Origin of the sequence: Ruegeria discodermiae (assembly GCF_030758345.1) — a bacterium.
Taxonomy (GTDB): Bacteria; Pseudomonadota; Alphaproteobacteria; order Rhodobacterales; family Rhodobacteraceae; genus Ruegeria_C.
On the sequence record NZ_JAVAMO010000001.1, the window covers coordinates 493,819 to 509,218 of the forward strand.

The window sequence follows — 15,400 nt, forward strand, 5'->3', positions numbered from 1 at the left end:
GGCCTCACACACACAGAAACTGACCAACAGGGCTATTAGCTTAGCCGATCAGCGCCGTCCGGACTGTGATTTTGTTCACTTCGCTGATTTTGAGGCCCGTGAGCGCTGCTATTCCGAACAATGAAGGGTTTTACGCCCTCATTATCGCGATTTTGGCGTCAATGAGAGCGGATTGGAGCGGCTTTTCCACCTGCGCGGCGGCGTTTAACCCTCCTCGATCTGGCGGGCGAGACTGCAGAATGCCTCAAGCGAGACCTGCTCGGCGCGCTCGGTGGGCTTGATTCCCGCCGCCAGCAACCGGTCCTCGATATCCGGGCTGACGCCCTTGAGCGCGGCGCGCAGCATCTTGCGGCGCTGGTTGAAGGCGGCGGCGACCACGCGGCTCAGCACCTGCGGATCGGCCGGAAAGCGCGGCGCGGGCAGGGCGGTCAGGTGGACCACGGCGCTGGACACTTTGGGCGGCGGGGTGAAGGCGCCGGGCGGCAGGGACATCACGATTCGCGCCTCGGCCCGCCATTGGGCCAGGATGGCCAGCCGCCCATAGGCCTTGCTGCCGGGCTGCGCCACGATGCGATCCGCCACTTCGCGCTGGAACATCAGCGTCAGGCTCTGCCAGAAGGGCGGCCAGTCTTTCGGCGTTAGCCAGCGCACCAGTAATTCGGTGCCGATATTGTAGGGCAGGTTGGCTGCGACCCGAATCGGTGGTGTGAGATGGGCCAGCGGGTCGACCTCCAGCGCGTCACCATTGAGAACCTCCAGCCGACCGGGATAGGCGGCGGCGACCTCTTGCAGCGCAGGTATGCAGCGCGTGTCCTTTTCCACCGCCAGAACCTGGCGCGCGCCCTCAGCCAGCAGGCCCCGGGTCAATCCGCCGGGGCCGGGTCCGATCTCCAGCACGTCGCATTCCGAAAGCGCGCCTGCCTGCCGGGCGATCTTGGCGGTCAGGTTCAGATCCAGTAGGAAGTTCTGGCCCAGCGATTTGCGCGCGGATAGCTGATGGGTCGCGATGACCTCACGCAGGGGCGGCAGAGTGTCGATGGCGCTCATTGAGGCGCGCCTTTGCGGGTCTTTGCCATCTTCTGCGCCAGTTTCAACGCCTCGATCAGGCTTGTCGGGTTGGCAACACCCTTACCGGCGATGTCAAACGCGGTGCCGTGATCGGGTGAGGTGCGGATGAAGGGCAGGCCAAGGGTGATATTCACGCCCTGGTCGAAATCGAGCGTCTTGATTGGGATCAGCGCCTGGTCGTGATACATGGCGATGGCGGCGTCATAGCGCGCCCTTGCGGCGGCGTGAAACATCGTGTCGGCGGGGTGCGGGCCCGTGATGCGCAGGCCTTCGGATTGCATCTGTGCAATCAGGGGCGCGATCCAGTCCAGTTCTTCCTGCCCCATCGCGCCGCCTTCGCCGGCATGCGGATTGAGGCCCGCTATGGCGAGCCTTGGCTCGGTAATGCCGAACTGATCAGTCAGGCCTTGTGCGGTGATGGCGACGGTGTTGCGCAGCAGGTCGGGGGTCAGGGCCGAAGGCACCTGCGCAAGCGGGATGTGGATCGTGGCGGGCACCACGCGTAGTGCGTCGCTGGCCAGCATCATCACCACATGGTTCACCTCGCCCAGAGCAGCCAGAAACTCGGTATGGCCGGGATAGGCGAAGCTGGCCCCGTCAATCAGCGCCTTCTTGTGGATCGGCGCGGTACAGAGCGCTGAGGCGTGGCCGGAGCGTACCAGATCGACGCCGGTCTCGATGGCCGAGATCACGCCTTTGGCGTTACGCGGGTCGGGCTGGCCGGGCGCCGTGCTGCCCGCAAAGGGCAGCGGCAGCACCGGCAGCGCCGAGGCCGAGATCGCCCCCGCAGTCGCCGGGTCCGCAACCGTCACGATCGGTGTACCGGCGGGCAGGTGGCGGGGATCGCCGATCCAGACAAAGGGGCAGGTATCGCGCAGCGCCTGCCACGCGCTCTGCGCGATCTCCGGGCCGATCCCGGCCGGTTCGCCGCAGCTGAGCGCGATGGGCAGCTCGCTCATTGCTCGACGATCACCGCGTCGGCGCGCAACTGTTCCATCAGGCTGGCGGCAAAGGCGTTCAGGCGTTGTTCGGTCAAGGCGCGGGCCACATCCTCACGCGAGGCATCATCGCCCAGATCGCGGGTCCGGCTGCAGAGCATGAGCAGCACCAGTGTCTGGCCATTGTTGCGGGTCAGCGTGGTCGAGACCTCGTCGGGGTCGAGCTTGGCCAGCTCCAGCGCGATATCCTTGGGGATTTCCGAGGGCTTCACGTTTTTGCGTTCCAGCACGGTTTCGGGCTGGCCCTTGGCGATGCCATAAAGATCATCGCAGGTATCGATCCGCTCAGTGATTTCGGCGGCCCTGGACAGCGCTTCAGGGGTGCGGCCACCGGAGATGAAATAGGTGGCATAATCGATGCTCGCATAGGGGGGCGTGCCGGTTGCGACTTCCTGAATGCCGCGCATCTGGAACAGGGCAATGGCGTTGGGCAGCGGGATCGGCGGTGTGATGTCACCGGGGGCCAGCGCCAGGATCTGGGGCTGCAGGGCGGGCGGGATCTGAGTGATGGGCAACCATTCTAGGCGGCCACCATTGGTGCGCGTATCTGACGCCGAATACTGCGCTGCAGCGGCTGAGAAAGCGTCATAACCCTGGACTTGCGAAATCTCTTTGGCCAGCTCCTCGGCTTGCGCAAGGGTCTGAGGGGTGATCGGAATGATCACCTCCGACATCAGCACCCGCAACCCGCCGCTGCCACCTGCCTGACCCAGCGCGCGGTCGATCTCCTGCTGGGTGGGGCGGGCCTGTGACAGGTAGCGCGCCTGAACATAATCGCGCCAAGCTAACTGGTTACGGACGAAATCGCGCAGCGTTTCCTGTGAAATACCAACGTCGGTCAACGCCTCAACAAACTCTTCGCCCGTCAGATCGGCGCGGCTGGCAAATTCGTCGATCCCAAGCTGCACATCCTCAGGCGCCACCTCGATTCCGGCCTCGCCAATCACCTGTTGGCGCAGGCGGTCGTCGATCAGCGCTTGGCGGGCGTCTTTTTCGGGGTCGCCGGGCAGGTTCAGGATATCCATGAACCTGACACGCTGCTCGAGTTCGAAATTGGTGATGATCCCCTGATTGACGCGGATCGCGGGCGAGAACAGGCCCTGCGCCTGCGCCGTACCCTGGGTCAGGATCACGCTCAGCACCAGGGCGATGCCAAGCGCGAGAGGTCTCGTCAACTGTGTCAGGTCTTTCTGCATGATCGCCTGTATTCTTTGCTTGCGCCTTCGACGGCAAACCCGTCCAGTGAAAGCGAGATTCCGAAGTCCGTGGACGGTTCCACGCTGGTTGAGGATGTATAGCGGCGGCTCAGGGAAATGTTAATGGTCAGGCATTCGTTCTTGTAGATGGCTCCGATCCCGGTTCGCACCGCGCGCGAGTCCTGAATATCATAGCGCACATCCGCCAGCGCCCGCCAGTTCGGATCGACCTGATAGCCACCATCAAACCACACTTCCGAGACTGCCATGTCACGGTCTTCCTGCGGATCACGCCCAAGCCAGAGATAGGTGCTGCTGAAATTCAGCCGCTCGCTGAACCAGTCTGCCCGTACCTCTGCCTTGTTGAAATTGAACGACCCGTTCAGCAGACCCCGCGTAGTCAGGGCCAGCCCGTTATCCATGCGAATCTGCCCGGCGAGCAGCAGGTCAGACGAGGTGCCGTTCAGCCCCGATGTCTTGGTGAAGTTCGCGTTCGCGTATTGCCGGAACACCTGACCGATCGTGGCATAGGCCTGCCAGCCATTCGGATCGAACCGCGCCCAGTTCAGGCCATATACGAAGGTTGCGCCATCCTCGCGCACATCAGGTGCCGGAAAGCGTGACAGGCGCAGCAGATCGCCCTGATCGAATTCAACAAAGCCGCTTTCGTCATTTGGAACGTCCTGATTGGTCACATGGGTCCAGCCCACCTGCGCGATCGGTTCGAGATATTGCGTGGCACCGGAGTCCTCGCGACGCGTCATCGGATAGCGCAGGGTAAGCGCCGCCCGCGGTGTCGCGCGCAGAATACTGTCGGGAGAGGTGGTGTCGTCGCGAATCTCGAACCCGTCCACCGATGTACCCAGATGCAGATCGGTGCGCAGGCCCGTGCCCAGAATCCAACGGCGGTCCCAGGCCGCATCGGCCGTTGCACGAGCAAGATCGCGACCGACAATGTCCTCGTTCGAAGACCTGTGATGGGCATGCCCCTCAAAGCTCAGGCGAAACTCGCCGCCGATCCGGGACGGGAAATAGCGCCTCTCATAGTCCAGATCGATCACGGCAGAGGCGGTCTCGCCATCCTGGTCATCGTCACGCAGCGACTTGTAGTGAATGAAACGGGCCAGGAAAGCCTCGTCGCGGGTGGTACGCTCCAGCGCGACCTGGCTGCGCAGACGGTCAAAATCGGGCAGGCCGTAATCCAGCAGATAGCCATCATCAGAGACGGTTTTGAGGTCGAAGCTGAGCTTGTAGCCATTGCGCAGCGCAAATGCCCCGTCCGCAAAGAGATACCCTCGGTCCTCGCCCGGCAGAATATCATCGCGGGTAAACGCGCCGTTGATGTTGATGCGACCGCGCCGGAAGGCCTGCCGATAGCGGAAGCCCAGCGTTCTTGTCTTGGGCGACAGGTAGGGCGTCAGCGTCAAATCCCGGTGATCGCCGATCTTGAAGAAATAGGGCACCCGCACCCCAACCCCCAATTGCGAGGTGGACCGGATCGAGGGCACAAGGAACCCGCTTGCGCGGTCAAGCGTCGGGTCGGGCAGGCGCAGGGCCGGAAAATAGAAGATCGGCACATCCAGAACCCGGAACTGCGCCCCTTCGAAATAGAGCTGCCGCTCGGCCTGATCATGGGTCACCTTCTGCGCCCGGATCTGCCAGAGCGGCGGGCGGCCATCCTCGCAGACATGACATGAGGTGACGGCGGTCTTGTAGAGCTGCGTATAGCGGCCTCCGACGCGGGTCATCTGCAGCGAGGCCAGCTGCACCTGCTGCTCGAACACCATGCGCGCGCCGCGCAACAGGCCGTTCTGTAAGCCCTGATCCATCTCGGCGGCATTGGCCAGAATAGTGATCTCGCCGCCTTGATCGATGCGGATCGGGCCTTCGATGGATAAGGTGCCGTTTTCGCGGTCAAAGGTGATCTTTTGCGCCCGCAGCCGCACGTCGCCCTGATAGGCCTCGACATTGCCTTCTGCGATCAGTTGCCGCTCGGGCGTGATAAAGACCTGATCGGCCACCAGCAGCGCCGGGGTCTGTTCCAGTGTTTCGGAGTCTGGCGGCAGGGCGGTGGTCTGCGCTTGCACGGAAGGGGCCGCAGCCAAACAGGCAAGCAAGAGGACAAGGGGCAGTCGGGGCATTATCCGTCCTCTGCGTGCAGCAGCAGACCCAGCGCCAGCATGATTGCGGCGGCCGGCGGTGCCCAGGCGGCCAACGCCGCGGGAATCTGCCCGTTTTCGCCCAGAACCTGCGCGAAATTGCGAATGAAATAGAGCGTGAAGCCCAGCAGGATCGAGGCCAGAACCGCGATGCCCGTACCGCCAAAGCGCGCGTGTCGCATGGTGAAGGCCGCGCCGATCAACACCATCGAAATCAGGAACAGCGGCCGGGCCAGTTCCACCTGCAGCCAGACCTCGTGCCGCTTGGTCGAAAACCCGGCCTCGCCCAATTGCTGGATCATCTCGGGCAGATCATAGATCGAGATGCTTTGCCGCCGCCCGATACTGTCGCGGATGCGCTCTTCGGTGATGGTTGTGCCGATCTCAAGCGTGTCATGGAAAGCGGCGTTGGTTTCCGGGTTGATCCCGGCGATCAGCGGCCAGACCTTGGCGTTGCGCAGAATCCATTGGTCATCAACCAGTTGCGCGCTTTCAGCATCAATTTGGCGCAGCGGCCCGCCATCGGGGGCATAGGTCAGGATGGTGACGCCTTGCAATGTGCGGCTGTCCTCCTCGAAACCGGTTGCGTGGATGACCGATTGCCCCTGATCATCGCCCTGCCGCAGCCAGAGACCCTCACCGCTCAGCGACAGGACAGAGGGGCCGCCATTGCGATAGGTGTCGCCCAGAATCTGTACCCGCTCCGAGGTTGCCGCCACCATCGGGTTGAGTGTCGAGACCGCAAGCCCGCCGATGCAGGCTGCAACCAGCACAGGCGCGACCAGCACGCGCAGGCCTGATCGACCGGTGGCGCGTGTGACCACCAATTCCGAGCTGCGCGCCAGCCCGACAAACAGCACGATGGTCGACAGGATCATCAGCAAGGGTAGGATTTCGTTGATAGCGGCAGGGGCGCTCAGCAGCGTCAGGGTGAAGATCTGACCGATGCTGACATCCTCGCCCTCGAAACGGCGCAGCTGTTCGATCAAGTCAATCAGCAGGATGAGGGTCAGAAAGACCATGCCGATCACCATGAACCCCTGCATGAAACGGCGGGCGAAATAGCGGTCCAGAATCATGTCGCCTGTCCCCCGGTCTGGCGCGACCCGCGCAGGATGACCGAAAGCGGCCGCGATCCGATCTGCAGGAACAGGCAGGCAATCGCGATCCCCAGCACCGTGGGCAGATAGGTCAGCGGCCAGAGGCTGGCATCCTCCAGCACCGCATCCGACACCACACCGCGCAGCACCTCAAGACAGATCAGGATCACAAAGGCCAGCAGCGCCTGCTGCCAAACGCCAAACCGCGAGAACCCGCCCAGCATTAGCGTGGCATAGCCGATCATCGTCACCGCGATACAGACCAGCGCCCGGGCAAAGCGCAGATGCAGCTCTTCGGCGATCTTGCCGGGGCTCAGCTCGTCCTGTTCCCCGACTCCTTCGGGGTCGCGGATCATTTCGATCGTCGGGATGGCGCGTACATTGCGTTTGCGCATTTCGCTGCGGCGGATCAGGCTGGTAATGTCGTAAGAAAAGTCGGAAAAAGCGGTCGAGGACAGCGTGTTGCCCGCCTTGTTAAGACGCAGTGCCAGCCCGTCCACCATGATCAGATTGGCATTGTCGCCATCACGCACCAGAAACGCCTTGGCTCCGGTATAGATGGTGCTTTCTTCCGGATTGCGGCGATCGGACAGGAACACGTCGTTGAGCGTGCCGTCTGTGTCGATCTGGCGGATATAGAAGGTGACACCATCGGCCGGGTTCAGAAAGCTGCCCTCGGTCAACAGGCGCGCGGTGACATTGCGGGCCACCTCGGATTGGCGTAGTTCCAACTGCTGGATCGAAGAGGGCAGCAGGAAGTTGGTCAGCGCGCTCATCATCAGCGCGGTTACCAGACCAAAGACGATGGCGGGCCGTGCCAGTCGCCAGGGGCCGGAGCCTGTGGCCTGCATCACCGTCAACTCGCTGTCGTTCTTGAGCCGGTTGGTGACATAGACCGCCGCCGCAAACGCCGCCAGAGGCAGAACCATGCGGATCAGGTTGGGCAGGGCCAGCGCAGTGAATTCCAGGAAAACCAGCGCCGACTGGCCATCGCTGATCAGCGTATCAAACAGCGACACCGCCCGGTTGATCCAGAAGACGGCAACCAGAATCAGGGCAAAAAACCCGAAGAAGAGCAGAAACTGCGACAGCACATATCTGTCGTATCGTGTCACTGCGATCTCCTCGAACCTGCCAATCGTTTCTTTTCGCGCGACATTAGATCAAATGATGCGCCGGGAAAACTGCTATCTGGTCAAGGCAGGGGCATCGCGTTACCTCTTGGGGCAAATGATGCCAAGGAGCCGCAGATGAGCAGCCTGATCCCGATCCGTTTCCAGCCCACCGATCTCGACACCATCGCCGAAGCCACCGGTCGCGTGGTTATCATCGTGCCGCCCGAAGGCAAGCTGGACCCGGCAGCGCGGCGCGCCAACCGGCTGACCAAGGGCGGCGTGGCGCGGCTGGTCGAGAGCGAGAAGTTCGAAAAGGCCAAATCCGGTCAGGTGATCACGCTGGCCTGGCCTGCGGGTATGCAGGCCGAGGCGCTGGATGTGCTTGTGCTGCCGCGCCGTCCGTCTGTGACCGAGGCCCGCAAGGCAGGCGCAGCACTTGCCAAGGTCAAGGGTGCGGCTGCAATGCAGGTCATGGCCGGTAGCCAGAACAAGGCTGAGGATCTGGCGCTTGGCGTCGCTCTGCGAAGCTACAGCTTTGATGCGCATAAAACGGCGGATGCCGAGGACCCGGGCGAGGTGGTGATCGCGCATACCAAATCCGATGAGGTTGCCGAGGCTGCTGCACCCCTGCTGGCGATTGCCGAGGGCGTGCATATGACCCGCGACCTGATCAACGAACCGGCCAATGTGCTGACCACCACGGAGTTTGCCGACCGTGTCAGCGCCCTGTCCGAGCTGGGCGTCCTGGTCGAGATCCTCGAAGAGGACAAACTAGCCGAACTGGGCATGCGCACGCTGTTGAGCGTCGGGCAGGGCTCCGACAGCCCCTCGAAAGTGGCCGTAATGCAGTGGAAGGGCGGCGCCAAGGATGACGCGCCGCTGGCGCTGGTCGGCAAGGGCGTGGTGTTTGACACCGGTGGCATCTCGCTCAAGCCGTCGGCGGGCATGGAAGACATGACCATGGACATGGGCGGCGCGGGGGTTGTCGCGGGCACCATGAAGGCGCTGGCGCTGCGTAAGGCCAAGGCCAATGTGGTCGGCCTGATCGGTCTGGTGGAAAACATGCCCTCGGGCAATGCCACGCGGCCCGGCGACGTGGTGACCTCGATGAAAGGCGACACGGTCGAGATCATCAATACCGACGCCGAGGGCCGCCTCGTGCTGTGCGACGTGATGTGGTACGCGCAGGAGCGGTTCAAACCGGCGGGCATGATCGATCTGGCGACGCTCACCGGCGCGATCATCATCGGCTTGGGGCATGAGAATGCCGGGGTGTTTTCCAACAATGACGAGCTGTGCAATAGCTTCCTCAAGGCGGCAGGGGCCGAGGATGAGGGGGCCTGGCGGATGCCGCTGGGCAAGGCCTATGACGACCTGCTGAAATCCCGGATTGCGGACATGAAGAATATCGGCGGTCGCCCGGCAGGTTCGATCACCGCCGCGCAGTTTTTGGCCCGTTTCGTGAAAGAGGACACACCCTGGATTCACCTCGACATCGCCGGGGTCGCTTCGGTCAAGGGTGAGACCTCTTATGCGCCCAAAGGGGCGACCGGCTGGGGTGTGATGGCGCTCAACCGGCTGGTGCAGGACAAGTTCGAGCAGGGCTGAGATGGGGGCTGCCTACTTCTACCACCTGACCCGGCGGCCATTGGAGCAGACGCTGCCCGTGTTGCTGGAAAAGGCCCGCGGCGCGGGCTGGCGGATCGCCGTGCGGGGCACCGATGCGGGGCGGCTGGACTGGCTGGATGAACGGCTGTGGCTTCACCCCGAAGAGGGGTTTCTGCCCCATGGCCGTGCCGGCGGTCCGCATGACGCGGCCCAGCCCATCCTGCTGACAGACCGTGCCGAAGCGGCAAACGACCCGGCCTGCGTCATGACGATCGACGGCGCGGAGATCTCACCCGAGGAAATCGCCGCGCTGGAACGGGTCTGCATCCTGTTTGACGGCAACGACCCCGAGGCGGTCCAGCGCGCGCGCGGTCAATGGAAATCCCTGACTGACGCTGGCTGCGCCGCGCAATACTGGTCCGAGGAATCGGGCCGCTGGGAGAAGAAGGCCGAGAGCGCGGGATAACGGGGTCTGCGGTCCGTTCTCGCACGCGCTGATTTCGGGATCAGGTGGTCAGACGGTCTTCACCAGATGCCAGACCTGTTCGACAGGGTATGTCTTGGCCCATTCCGCCGGAATAGCCGCCCGTACTCCCTGTGCCCATTCTGGCGCGAACACCTCCTGATATCTGCTGACGGTGAAGCCGATCGTGGCAAACAACTCCATCCAGTCGGAGATTGTCAGGTTGAAACAGACCCCGCTTGGATCGAATTCGACCTCGGTCCAATCCGCGCCCCACATGTCACGATAGGGGCGGTGCAGCGTGGAATCGCAGGGCGATCCGTCGAGCGGTGAGCAGAGCAGGGAAAGTGGGTGATTGCCCAGAAACACCAATTGCCCGCCGGGGCGCAGCAACCGCCACGCTTCGCGAAGCCATTTATCCGGCGCACACCAGATCGCTGCGCCATATTCCGAGATTGCGAAGTCAAACGAGGCGCCGAGCAGGCCGGTCTCTTCGGCATTTCCTTCCATGAACGTGATCTCAACCGCATGTTCCTTTGCAAGTCGCGCAGCGGTCACGAGTTGCAGGGGAGAGACATCAATTGCGGTAACCCGCGCCCCGCGCCGCGCCATCCAGCCGGACACATAGGCGGTGCCGCATCCAAGCTCGATGGCATCCTTGTTGGTCAGGTCCAACGGCAGGAGCTGCAAGGCATTATCTGGGTTGCCCCAATTCCCCCATTCAGGCGTCTCGGTACGCCAAAGACGCTCACCGACGGCAACCCAATTGGCGGCATCGGCGTCCCAGACGTCTCGGTTCACGGAAACATAGTCGCGCGTCATGGCTCACTCTCCGGTTGTCCTGACGCTACTCTACGTCATTCTACACCTAGCTGACACCCAGCGGCCCGCGATGATTGCAGACGAGATTGTTTCTTCGCTGATTTAGCGCTGCAGGATCAAAGCGCCGTTGGTGATCTGTACGCTTGGCCAGCGCTGCAGATACTCCATCCCCAGCAGGGACCGGTCCATTTCGCCCTCATTGACCCAGGCGGTCAGGTCGTGGTCGGTGAAGCCGCCCAGGCTAACCGCGTCGATCTCGACCGGGGCGGTGCGCACTTCGCCGTTGGCGGTCATGGCGCGACCGAAATAGTTCAGCGCATCGGTGTCGATGCCCACGCGTTCCGCGTCACGATGGCTCAGCACCACCTGGCTGGCGCCGGTATCGACCAGGAAATCCACCGGTTTGTCGTTGATCATCAGTTGCAGGTAATAATGCCCGTCCGGCGCGCGCGGGACCGAGATGCCGCTGTCGCTGACATTCATGCGCATGCCCGGATCAACGCTGCCCTGAATATCCTGCCACAGCCCATAGGCGGCAATCACGCCGATGAAGATAAAGGCCCATGCCGCAATCTGTTGCAGCGTTTTGTTCATGCCTTGCCGGTTCTGGGTGAAGAACCAGAACAGCAACACGGCCCCGAGCAGGGACAGATAGGCCAGCCGTGCAATATTGTCGCCGTCCATATGCGCCACCCAATTCACTGATACGAGGTCGATATAGGCGCTCAGCCCGCGAAACCAAAGTCCCTGAGACCGTCCAGAATGAACTGCACGGCCAAAGCGGCCAGCAACATGCCCAACAGCCGCGTGACCACATTCAGGCCGGTCTTGCCCAGCAGCCGCCCCAGAAGGTGGGAGTTGAGGTTGAACACCAATAGGATCGCCATCACCGCCAGCATCACCGCGATCACGGTCGCAAGCCCCTCGATCCCCGGATTCTGCCCGGCCAGAAGGATGATCGTGGCGATGGCGCCAGGTCCTGCAATCAGCGGGATGGCGAGCGGAAAGACCGAGGGGTCGGGATGTTCCTCTTCCTCTGCCGTGTTCTCGCGCCGTTTTGTGCGCCGATCAAACAGCATGTCCATGGCGGTCAGGAACAGCAGCGCACCGCCCGCAACCCGAAAGGCCGACATCGAGATGCCCACGAAACCCAGCAGCGCCTCACCAAAGGCGGCAAACAGGATCAGGAGCAACGTTGCGGTGATACAGGCGCGGATCGCGATGCGCCGCCTGTTCTGCAAATCCATATCCTGGGTGATCGCCAGAAAGATCGAGGTCTGCGCGGGCGGGTCGATCACCACAAAAAGCGTGGTGAAGGCCGAGATCAGAAACGCCATGTCGATCATTGGGCCGCGTCCTTTTGCAAATCTGTCAATATCGCAAATGCCCGTTCCGCCATGTCGGCGGGCACATAGACATGGTCATGATGATAAGCTGCCACCACATTGGCCGGAATGCGGGCTTGTGCCAACGCCGAGGAGACGACGGCAGTCAGCCCGACGCCGTCCAGCGCGGAGTTAACCTGCAGCGTGATGCAGCGCATCGCCGCAGCCTCTGCCGGAGCGGCCTGCGCCGGAATGATCAGTGACAGCCCTTCCGGTTCGACATAGCTGGCAACGGTGCCCTCCGGCCATGGGACATCGTGGGGCCAGAACACAAAAGCATATGTATCTGCCAGCAGAACCGGGTTCATGCCCGAGATCATCGCATTGGTGTCCGTGACACGCTCGCTCATGACACGGCCTCGGCCGCTTCCAGCCGTTCGGCGGCCTCCATCCACAGGGATTCGGCCCGTTCCATCGCGTCGACCACTTCGGCGAATTTGCGGTTCCAGACCTCAAGATCGCCGAGCTTATCCTCCTCATACAGCGTGGGATCGGCCAGTTTCGCGGACAGCTTGTCATGCATGTCATTCAGCTTGCCAAGCCGATCCTCGCATTTGCGCACTTCCGAGCGCAGCGCCAGGATGGCGTCGCGCGACGGGCGCTTGGGCTTGGTGGCGCGGGGCGCTTTCGGGGCGGGTTTGTCGCGCGCCAGCAGCATGGTGCGATACGCGTCCAGATCGCCCTCATAGGGTTTCACCGTCTTGTCCGAGACCAGCCACAGCCGATCCGCCACCAGCCCCAGCAGATGCATGTCGTGGCTGACCAGAATGACCGCGCCACTATAGGCAGTCAGCGCCTCGACCAGCGCCTCGCGGCTTTCGATATCCAGGTGGTTGGTCGGCTCGTCGAGGATCAGCATATGCGGCGCATCCAGCGTGGCCAGCAGCAGCGACAGCCGCGCCTTCTGCCCGCCCGAGAGCCGCCCGACCAGCGTTTCGGCCTGATCGGCGTTCAGACCAAAGCCTGCCAGCCGCGTGCGCCATTTGCCCGGCGCCTCGGTCGGGCGCAGACGGCGCAGGTGATCCAGCGGGGTTTCATCGACGCGCAGCTCATCGACCTGATGCTGGGCGAAATAGCCCACGCGCAGCTTGCCCGCCCGCGTGGTCTTGCCCGCCATCAGGGGCAGACGCTCGGCCAGCAGTTTCGAGAGCGTCGACTTGCCCTGACCGTTCTTGCCCAGCAGCGCGATCCGGTCATCCTGATCGATGCGCAGGTTCAGCCGCTTCAGCACTTCGGTCTCGCCATATCCGGTTACGCCGCCTTCAAGCGTGACGATGGGGGGCGACAGTTCTTCGGGTTCGGGAAAGCTGAAGGCGCGCAAAGCGGCTTCCTGCGGGGTTGAGATCAGTTGGATGCGCTCGATCATCTTCAGCCGCGATTGCGCCTGTACCGCCTTGGAGGCCTTGTAACGGAACCGGTCCACGAAGCTTTGCAGATGCGCGATCCGGGCCTTGGCTTTGGCGTTTTCCGCTTGAGCCACGGCCAGCCGTTCGGCCCGGCGCTCGGCGAATTTGTCATATGGCACAGCATAATAGGTGAGCTTGCGATCCTCCAGATGCAGGATCGACCCCACCGCGCGGTTCAACAGGCCCCGGTCATGGCTGATGATGATGACCGTGTGGGGGTATTTCGCCAGGTAGCTTTCCAGCCACAGCGCGCCTTCAAGGTCGAGATAGTTGGTCGGTTCGTCCAGCAGCAGCAGATCGGGCTGCGCAAAAAGGACGGCGGCCAGCGCCACCCGCATCCGCCACCCACCCGAGAAATCGGAACAGGGGCGTAGCTGGTCGGCATCATCGAATCCCAACCCCTTAAGGATCGAGGCGGCGCGCGCCTCGGCGGACCAGGCGTCGATATCGGCCAGACGCGTCTGGATCTCGGCGATGCGCGCGGGGTCTTGCGCGCTTTCAGCCTCTGCCATCAGCGCGCTGCGCTCGGAATCGGCGGCCAGCACGGTGTCGATCAGCGAGACCTCAGACGAGGGCACCTCCTGCGCCACACCACCGATACGGGCCTGACGCGGGATCGAGATGCGCCCCGATTCCAGCGCCAATTCGCCCCGGATCAGCCGGAACAGCGTGGTCTTGCCGGTGCCATTGCGCCCGACCAGACCGACCTTGTGACCGGTGGGAATGGTGGCGCTGGCACCCTCAAAAAGCGGCCGTCCCTCGACCGCATAAGATATGTCTTCGATCCGCAACATGCCCGGCTCTTAGCAGAGCGCCGGGACCGCCGCCAGCGTGTAGGGCTGGTCAATATGCAGAGCGCGTGTTACCGGCAGGTCATGGCCGCAACCCGCACAGCACCGCACCTGATCACGCTGATCTTTGCGACGGGTCTGTCGGTGCTTTCGCTGAACATGTTCCTGCCGTCGCTGGCGCGGATGGCTGCGGATTTCGAGGTGACCTATGGGTTGGTCAACTTGTCGGTCGCGGGCTATCTGGGTGTTTCCGCCGTTCTGCAACTGATCATCGGGCCGCTTTCGGACCGTTTCGGGCGCAGGCCGGTCATTCTGGTCTGTATGGGTCTTTTCGCATGCGCCTCGCTGGGATGCGTACTGGCTGAGTCGATCTGGGTTTTTCTGGGCTTTCGGATGCTGCAGGTCGCTGTGGTGGGCGGGCAGGTCCTGTCCAACGCAACCATTCGCGATATGTACCCGCCGAACGAGGCCGCAAGCCGTCTGGGCTATGTGGCGATGGCCATGGCGCTGGCCCCGATGCTGGGCCCGATGCTGGGCGGCGCGCTGGACATGATGTTCGGATGGCGCGCGGGGTTTGTCCTCTATACGCTGCTGGGCGCGGGGATGCTGGTGCTGCTTTGGGCGGATATGGGTGAGACCAATACCAACCGGTCCTCGACCTTTGCCGCGCAGCTGCGGGAATACCCGCACCTCTTTCGGGCGCGCAGGTTCTGGGGATATGCGCTGTGTGTTTCTTTCTCGATTGGCGGGTTCTTCAGCTTCATCACCGGTGCGCCGCTTGTTGCCGCTGCCTGGTTTGATCTGAGCCCGGCCATGCTGGGCTTGGGCATCGGGATCATCACCGGCGGTTTCATGGTGGGCAACTTCATCACCGGGCGGATCGCGGCCCGCACGCACCTGACCACGATGATCCTGGTGGGGCGGGTGTTTGCGTCTTTCGGGCCGTTTATGGGGCTGCTCCTGTTTCTGGCAGATCGTGGCTCGATCTGGGTGTTTTTTGGCTCGGCCATCTTCGTGGGCTTCGGCAATGGTCTTACCAATGCCAACTCCTCTGCCGGGCTGATGTCGGTGCGGCCCCGGCTTGCGGGCAGCGCCGCGGGACTGGCCGGGGCGATGGTCGTGGGGTTGGGGGCCGTTCTGACCCTGATCACCGGCGCTCTGGTGACGCCGCAGAACGGCCCGTTTGTGGTGCTGGGCATGATGAGCGGATGCAGCTTTGTCGGGCTGCTTGCGGTGCTCTACGTGCGCCGGGTCGATGCGCAGGACCCGCTGCCCGACGCGATCTGAGT

Annotated in this window: 14 protein-coding genes; 3 read left to right on the plus strand and 11 right to left on the minus strand. The window is 62.9% G+C overall.

The window, feature by feature from the left end; all coding sequences use genetic code 11:
• Positions 1 to 204: 204 nt before the first annotated feature.
• From rsmA to lptF, 6 genes are read right to left on the minus strand one after another with little or no spacing between them, the layout of a single operon-like run.
• Entirely contained in the window at positions 205 to 1,047 is an 843-nt protein-coding gene (gene rsmA / locus Q5Y75_RS02475; RefSeq protein WP_306193962.1) for a 16S rRNA (adenine(1518)-N(6)/adenine(1519)-N(6))-dimethyltransferase RsmA, read from the minus strand.
• Positions 1,044 to 2,027: a 4-hydroxythreonine-4-phosphate dehydrogenase PdxA gene (pdxA, locus tag Q5Y75_RS02480; protein WP_306193964.1), complete on the minus strand. Its 984-nt coding sequence runs from the start codon at positions 2,025 to 2,027 to the stop codon at positions 1,044 to 1,046. The genes rsmA and pdxA overlap by 4 nt, the downstream gene beginning before the upstream one ends.
• A complete protein-coding gene (locus Q5Y75_RS02485) occupies positions 2,024 to 3,262 on the minus strand; it encodes a peptidylprolyl isomerase (RefSeq protein ID WP_371933220.1) in 1,239 nt (412 codons plus the stop codon). Before Q5Y75_RS02485 ends, pdxA begins: the two co-directional genes overlap by 4 nt.
• A complete protein-coding gene (locus Q5Y75_RS02490; protein ID WP_306193968.1) occupies positions 3,247 to 5,403 on the minus strand; it encodes an LPS-assembly protein LptD in 2,157 nt (718 codons plus the stop codon). Before Q5Y75_RS02490 ends, Q5Y75_RS02485 begins: the two co-directional genes overlap by 16 nt.
• Positions 5,403 to 6,500 carry an LPS export ABC transporter permease LptG gene (lptG, locus tag Q5Y75_RS02495; protein ID WP_306193970.1) on the minus strand — a complete coding sequence of 366 codons (1,098 nt, stop codon included), beginning with the start codon at positions 6,498 to 6,500 and terminating at the stop codon, positions 5,403 to 5,405. Before lptG ends, Q5Y75_RS02490 begins: the two co-directional genes overlap by 1 nt.
• Positions 6,497 to 7,636, minus strand: a complete 1,140-nt coding sequence (lptF, locus tag Q5Y75_RS02500; protein ID WP_306193972.1) for an LPS export ABC transporter permease LptF — start codon at positions 7,634 to 7,636, stop codon at positions 6,497 to 6,499. Before lptF ends, lptG begins: the two co-directional genes overlap by 4 nt.
• 135 nt (positions 7,637 to 7,771) lie before the next feature.
• Between lptF and Q5Y75_RS02505 the strand changes: the two genes are divergently transcribed.
• Together Q5Y75_RS02505 and Q5Y75_RS02510 are read left to right on the plus strand one after the other, a co-directional pair.
• Complete coding sequence (locus Q5Y75_RS02505; protein ID WP_306193974.1) at positions 7,772 to 9,244, plus strand: leucyl aminopeptidase; 1,473 nt, start codon at positions 7,772 to 7,774, stop codon at positions 9,242 to 9,244.
• 1 nt (position 9,245) lies between these two features.
• Positions 9,246 to 9,710, plus strand: coding sequence for a DNA polymerase III subunit chi (locus Q5Y75_RS02510; RefSeq protein ID WP_306193976.1), 465 nt, complete (start codon positions 9,246 to 9,248; stop codon positions 9,708 to 9,710).
• A gap of 48 nt (positions 9,711 to 9,758) precedes the next feature.
• On the opposite strand, the gene Q5Y75_RS02515 is transcribed toward Q5Y75_RS02510, so the two are convergent.
• The 5 genes from Q5Y75_RS02515 to Q5Y75_RS02535 all read right to left on the minus strand — a co-directional run bounded on the left by Q5Y75_RS02515 (position 9,759) and on the right by Q5Y75_RS02535 (position 14,114).
• Positions 9,759 to 10,529, minus strand: coding sequence for a class I SAM-dependent methyltransferase (locus tag Q5Y75_RS02515; RefSeq protein ID WP_306193979.1), 771 nt, complete (start codon positions 10,527 to 10,529; stop codon positions 9,759 to 9,761).
• Positions 10,530 to 10,631: 102 nt separating this feature from the next.
• Positions 10,632 to 11,213 carry a retropepsin-like aspartic protease family protein gene (locus tag Q5Y75_RS02520; RefSeq protein WP_306193982.1) on the minus strand — a complete coding sequence of 194 codons (582 nt, stop codon included), beginning with the start codon at positions 11,211 to 11,213 and terminating at the stop codon, positions 10,632 to 10,634.
• Positions 11,214 to 11,254: 41 nt separating this feature from the next.
• Complete coding sequence (locus Q5Y75_RS02525) at positions 11,255 to 11,875, minus strand: MarC family protein (protein WP_306193987.1); 621 nt, start codon at positions 11,873 to 11,875, stop codon at positions 11,255 to 11,257.
• A complete protein-coding gene (locus Q5Y75_RS02530; RefSeq protein WP_306193990.1) occupies positions 11,872 to 12,264 on the minus strand; it encodes an ACT domain-containing protein in 393 nt (130 codons plus the stop codon). The genes Q5Y75_RS02525 and Q5Y75_RS02530 overlap by 4 nt, the downstream gene beginning before the upstream one ends.
• Positions 12,261 to 14,114 carry an ABC-F family ATP-binding cassette domain-containing protein gene (locus tag Q5Y75_RS02535; protein WP_306193993.1) on the minus strand — a complete coding sequence of 618 codons (1,854 nt, stop codon included), beginning with the start codon at positions 14,112 to 14,114 and terminating at the stop codon, positions 12,261 to 12,263. The genes Q5Y75_RS02530 and Q5Y75_RS02535 overlap by 4 nt, the downstream gene beginning before the upstream one ends.
• Before the next feature lie 54 nt (positions 14,115 to 14,168).
• Between Q5Y75_RS02535 and Q5Y75_RS02540 the strand changes: the two genes are divergently transcribed.
• Positions 14,169 to 15,398: a Bcr/CflA family efflux MFS transporter gene (locus Q5Y75_RS02540; RefSeq protein ID WP_306193997.1), complete on the plus strand. Its 1,230-nt coding sequence runs from the start codon at positions 14,169 to 14,171 to the stop codon at positions 15,396 to 15,398.
• The last annotated feature ends 2 nt before the right edge of the window (positions 15,399 to 15,400 follow it).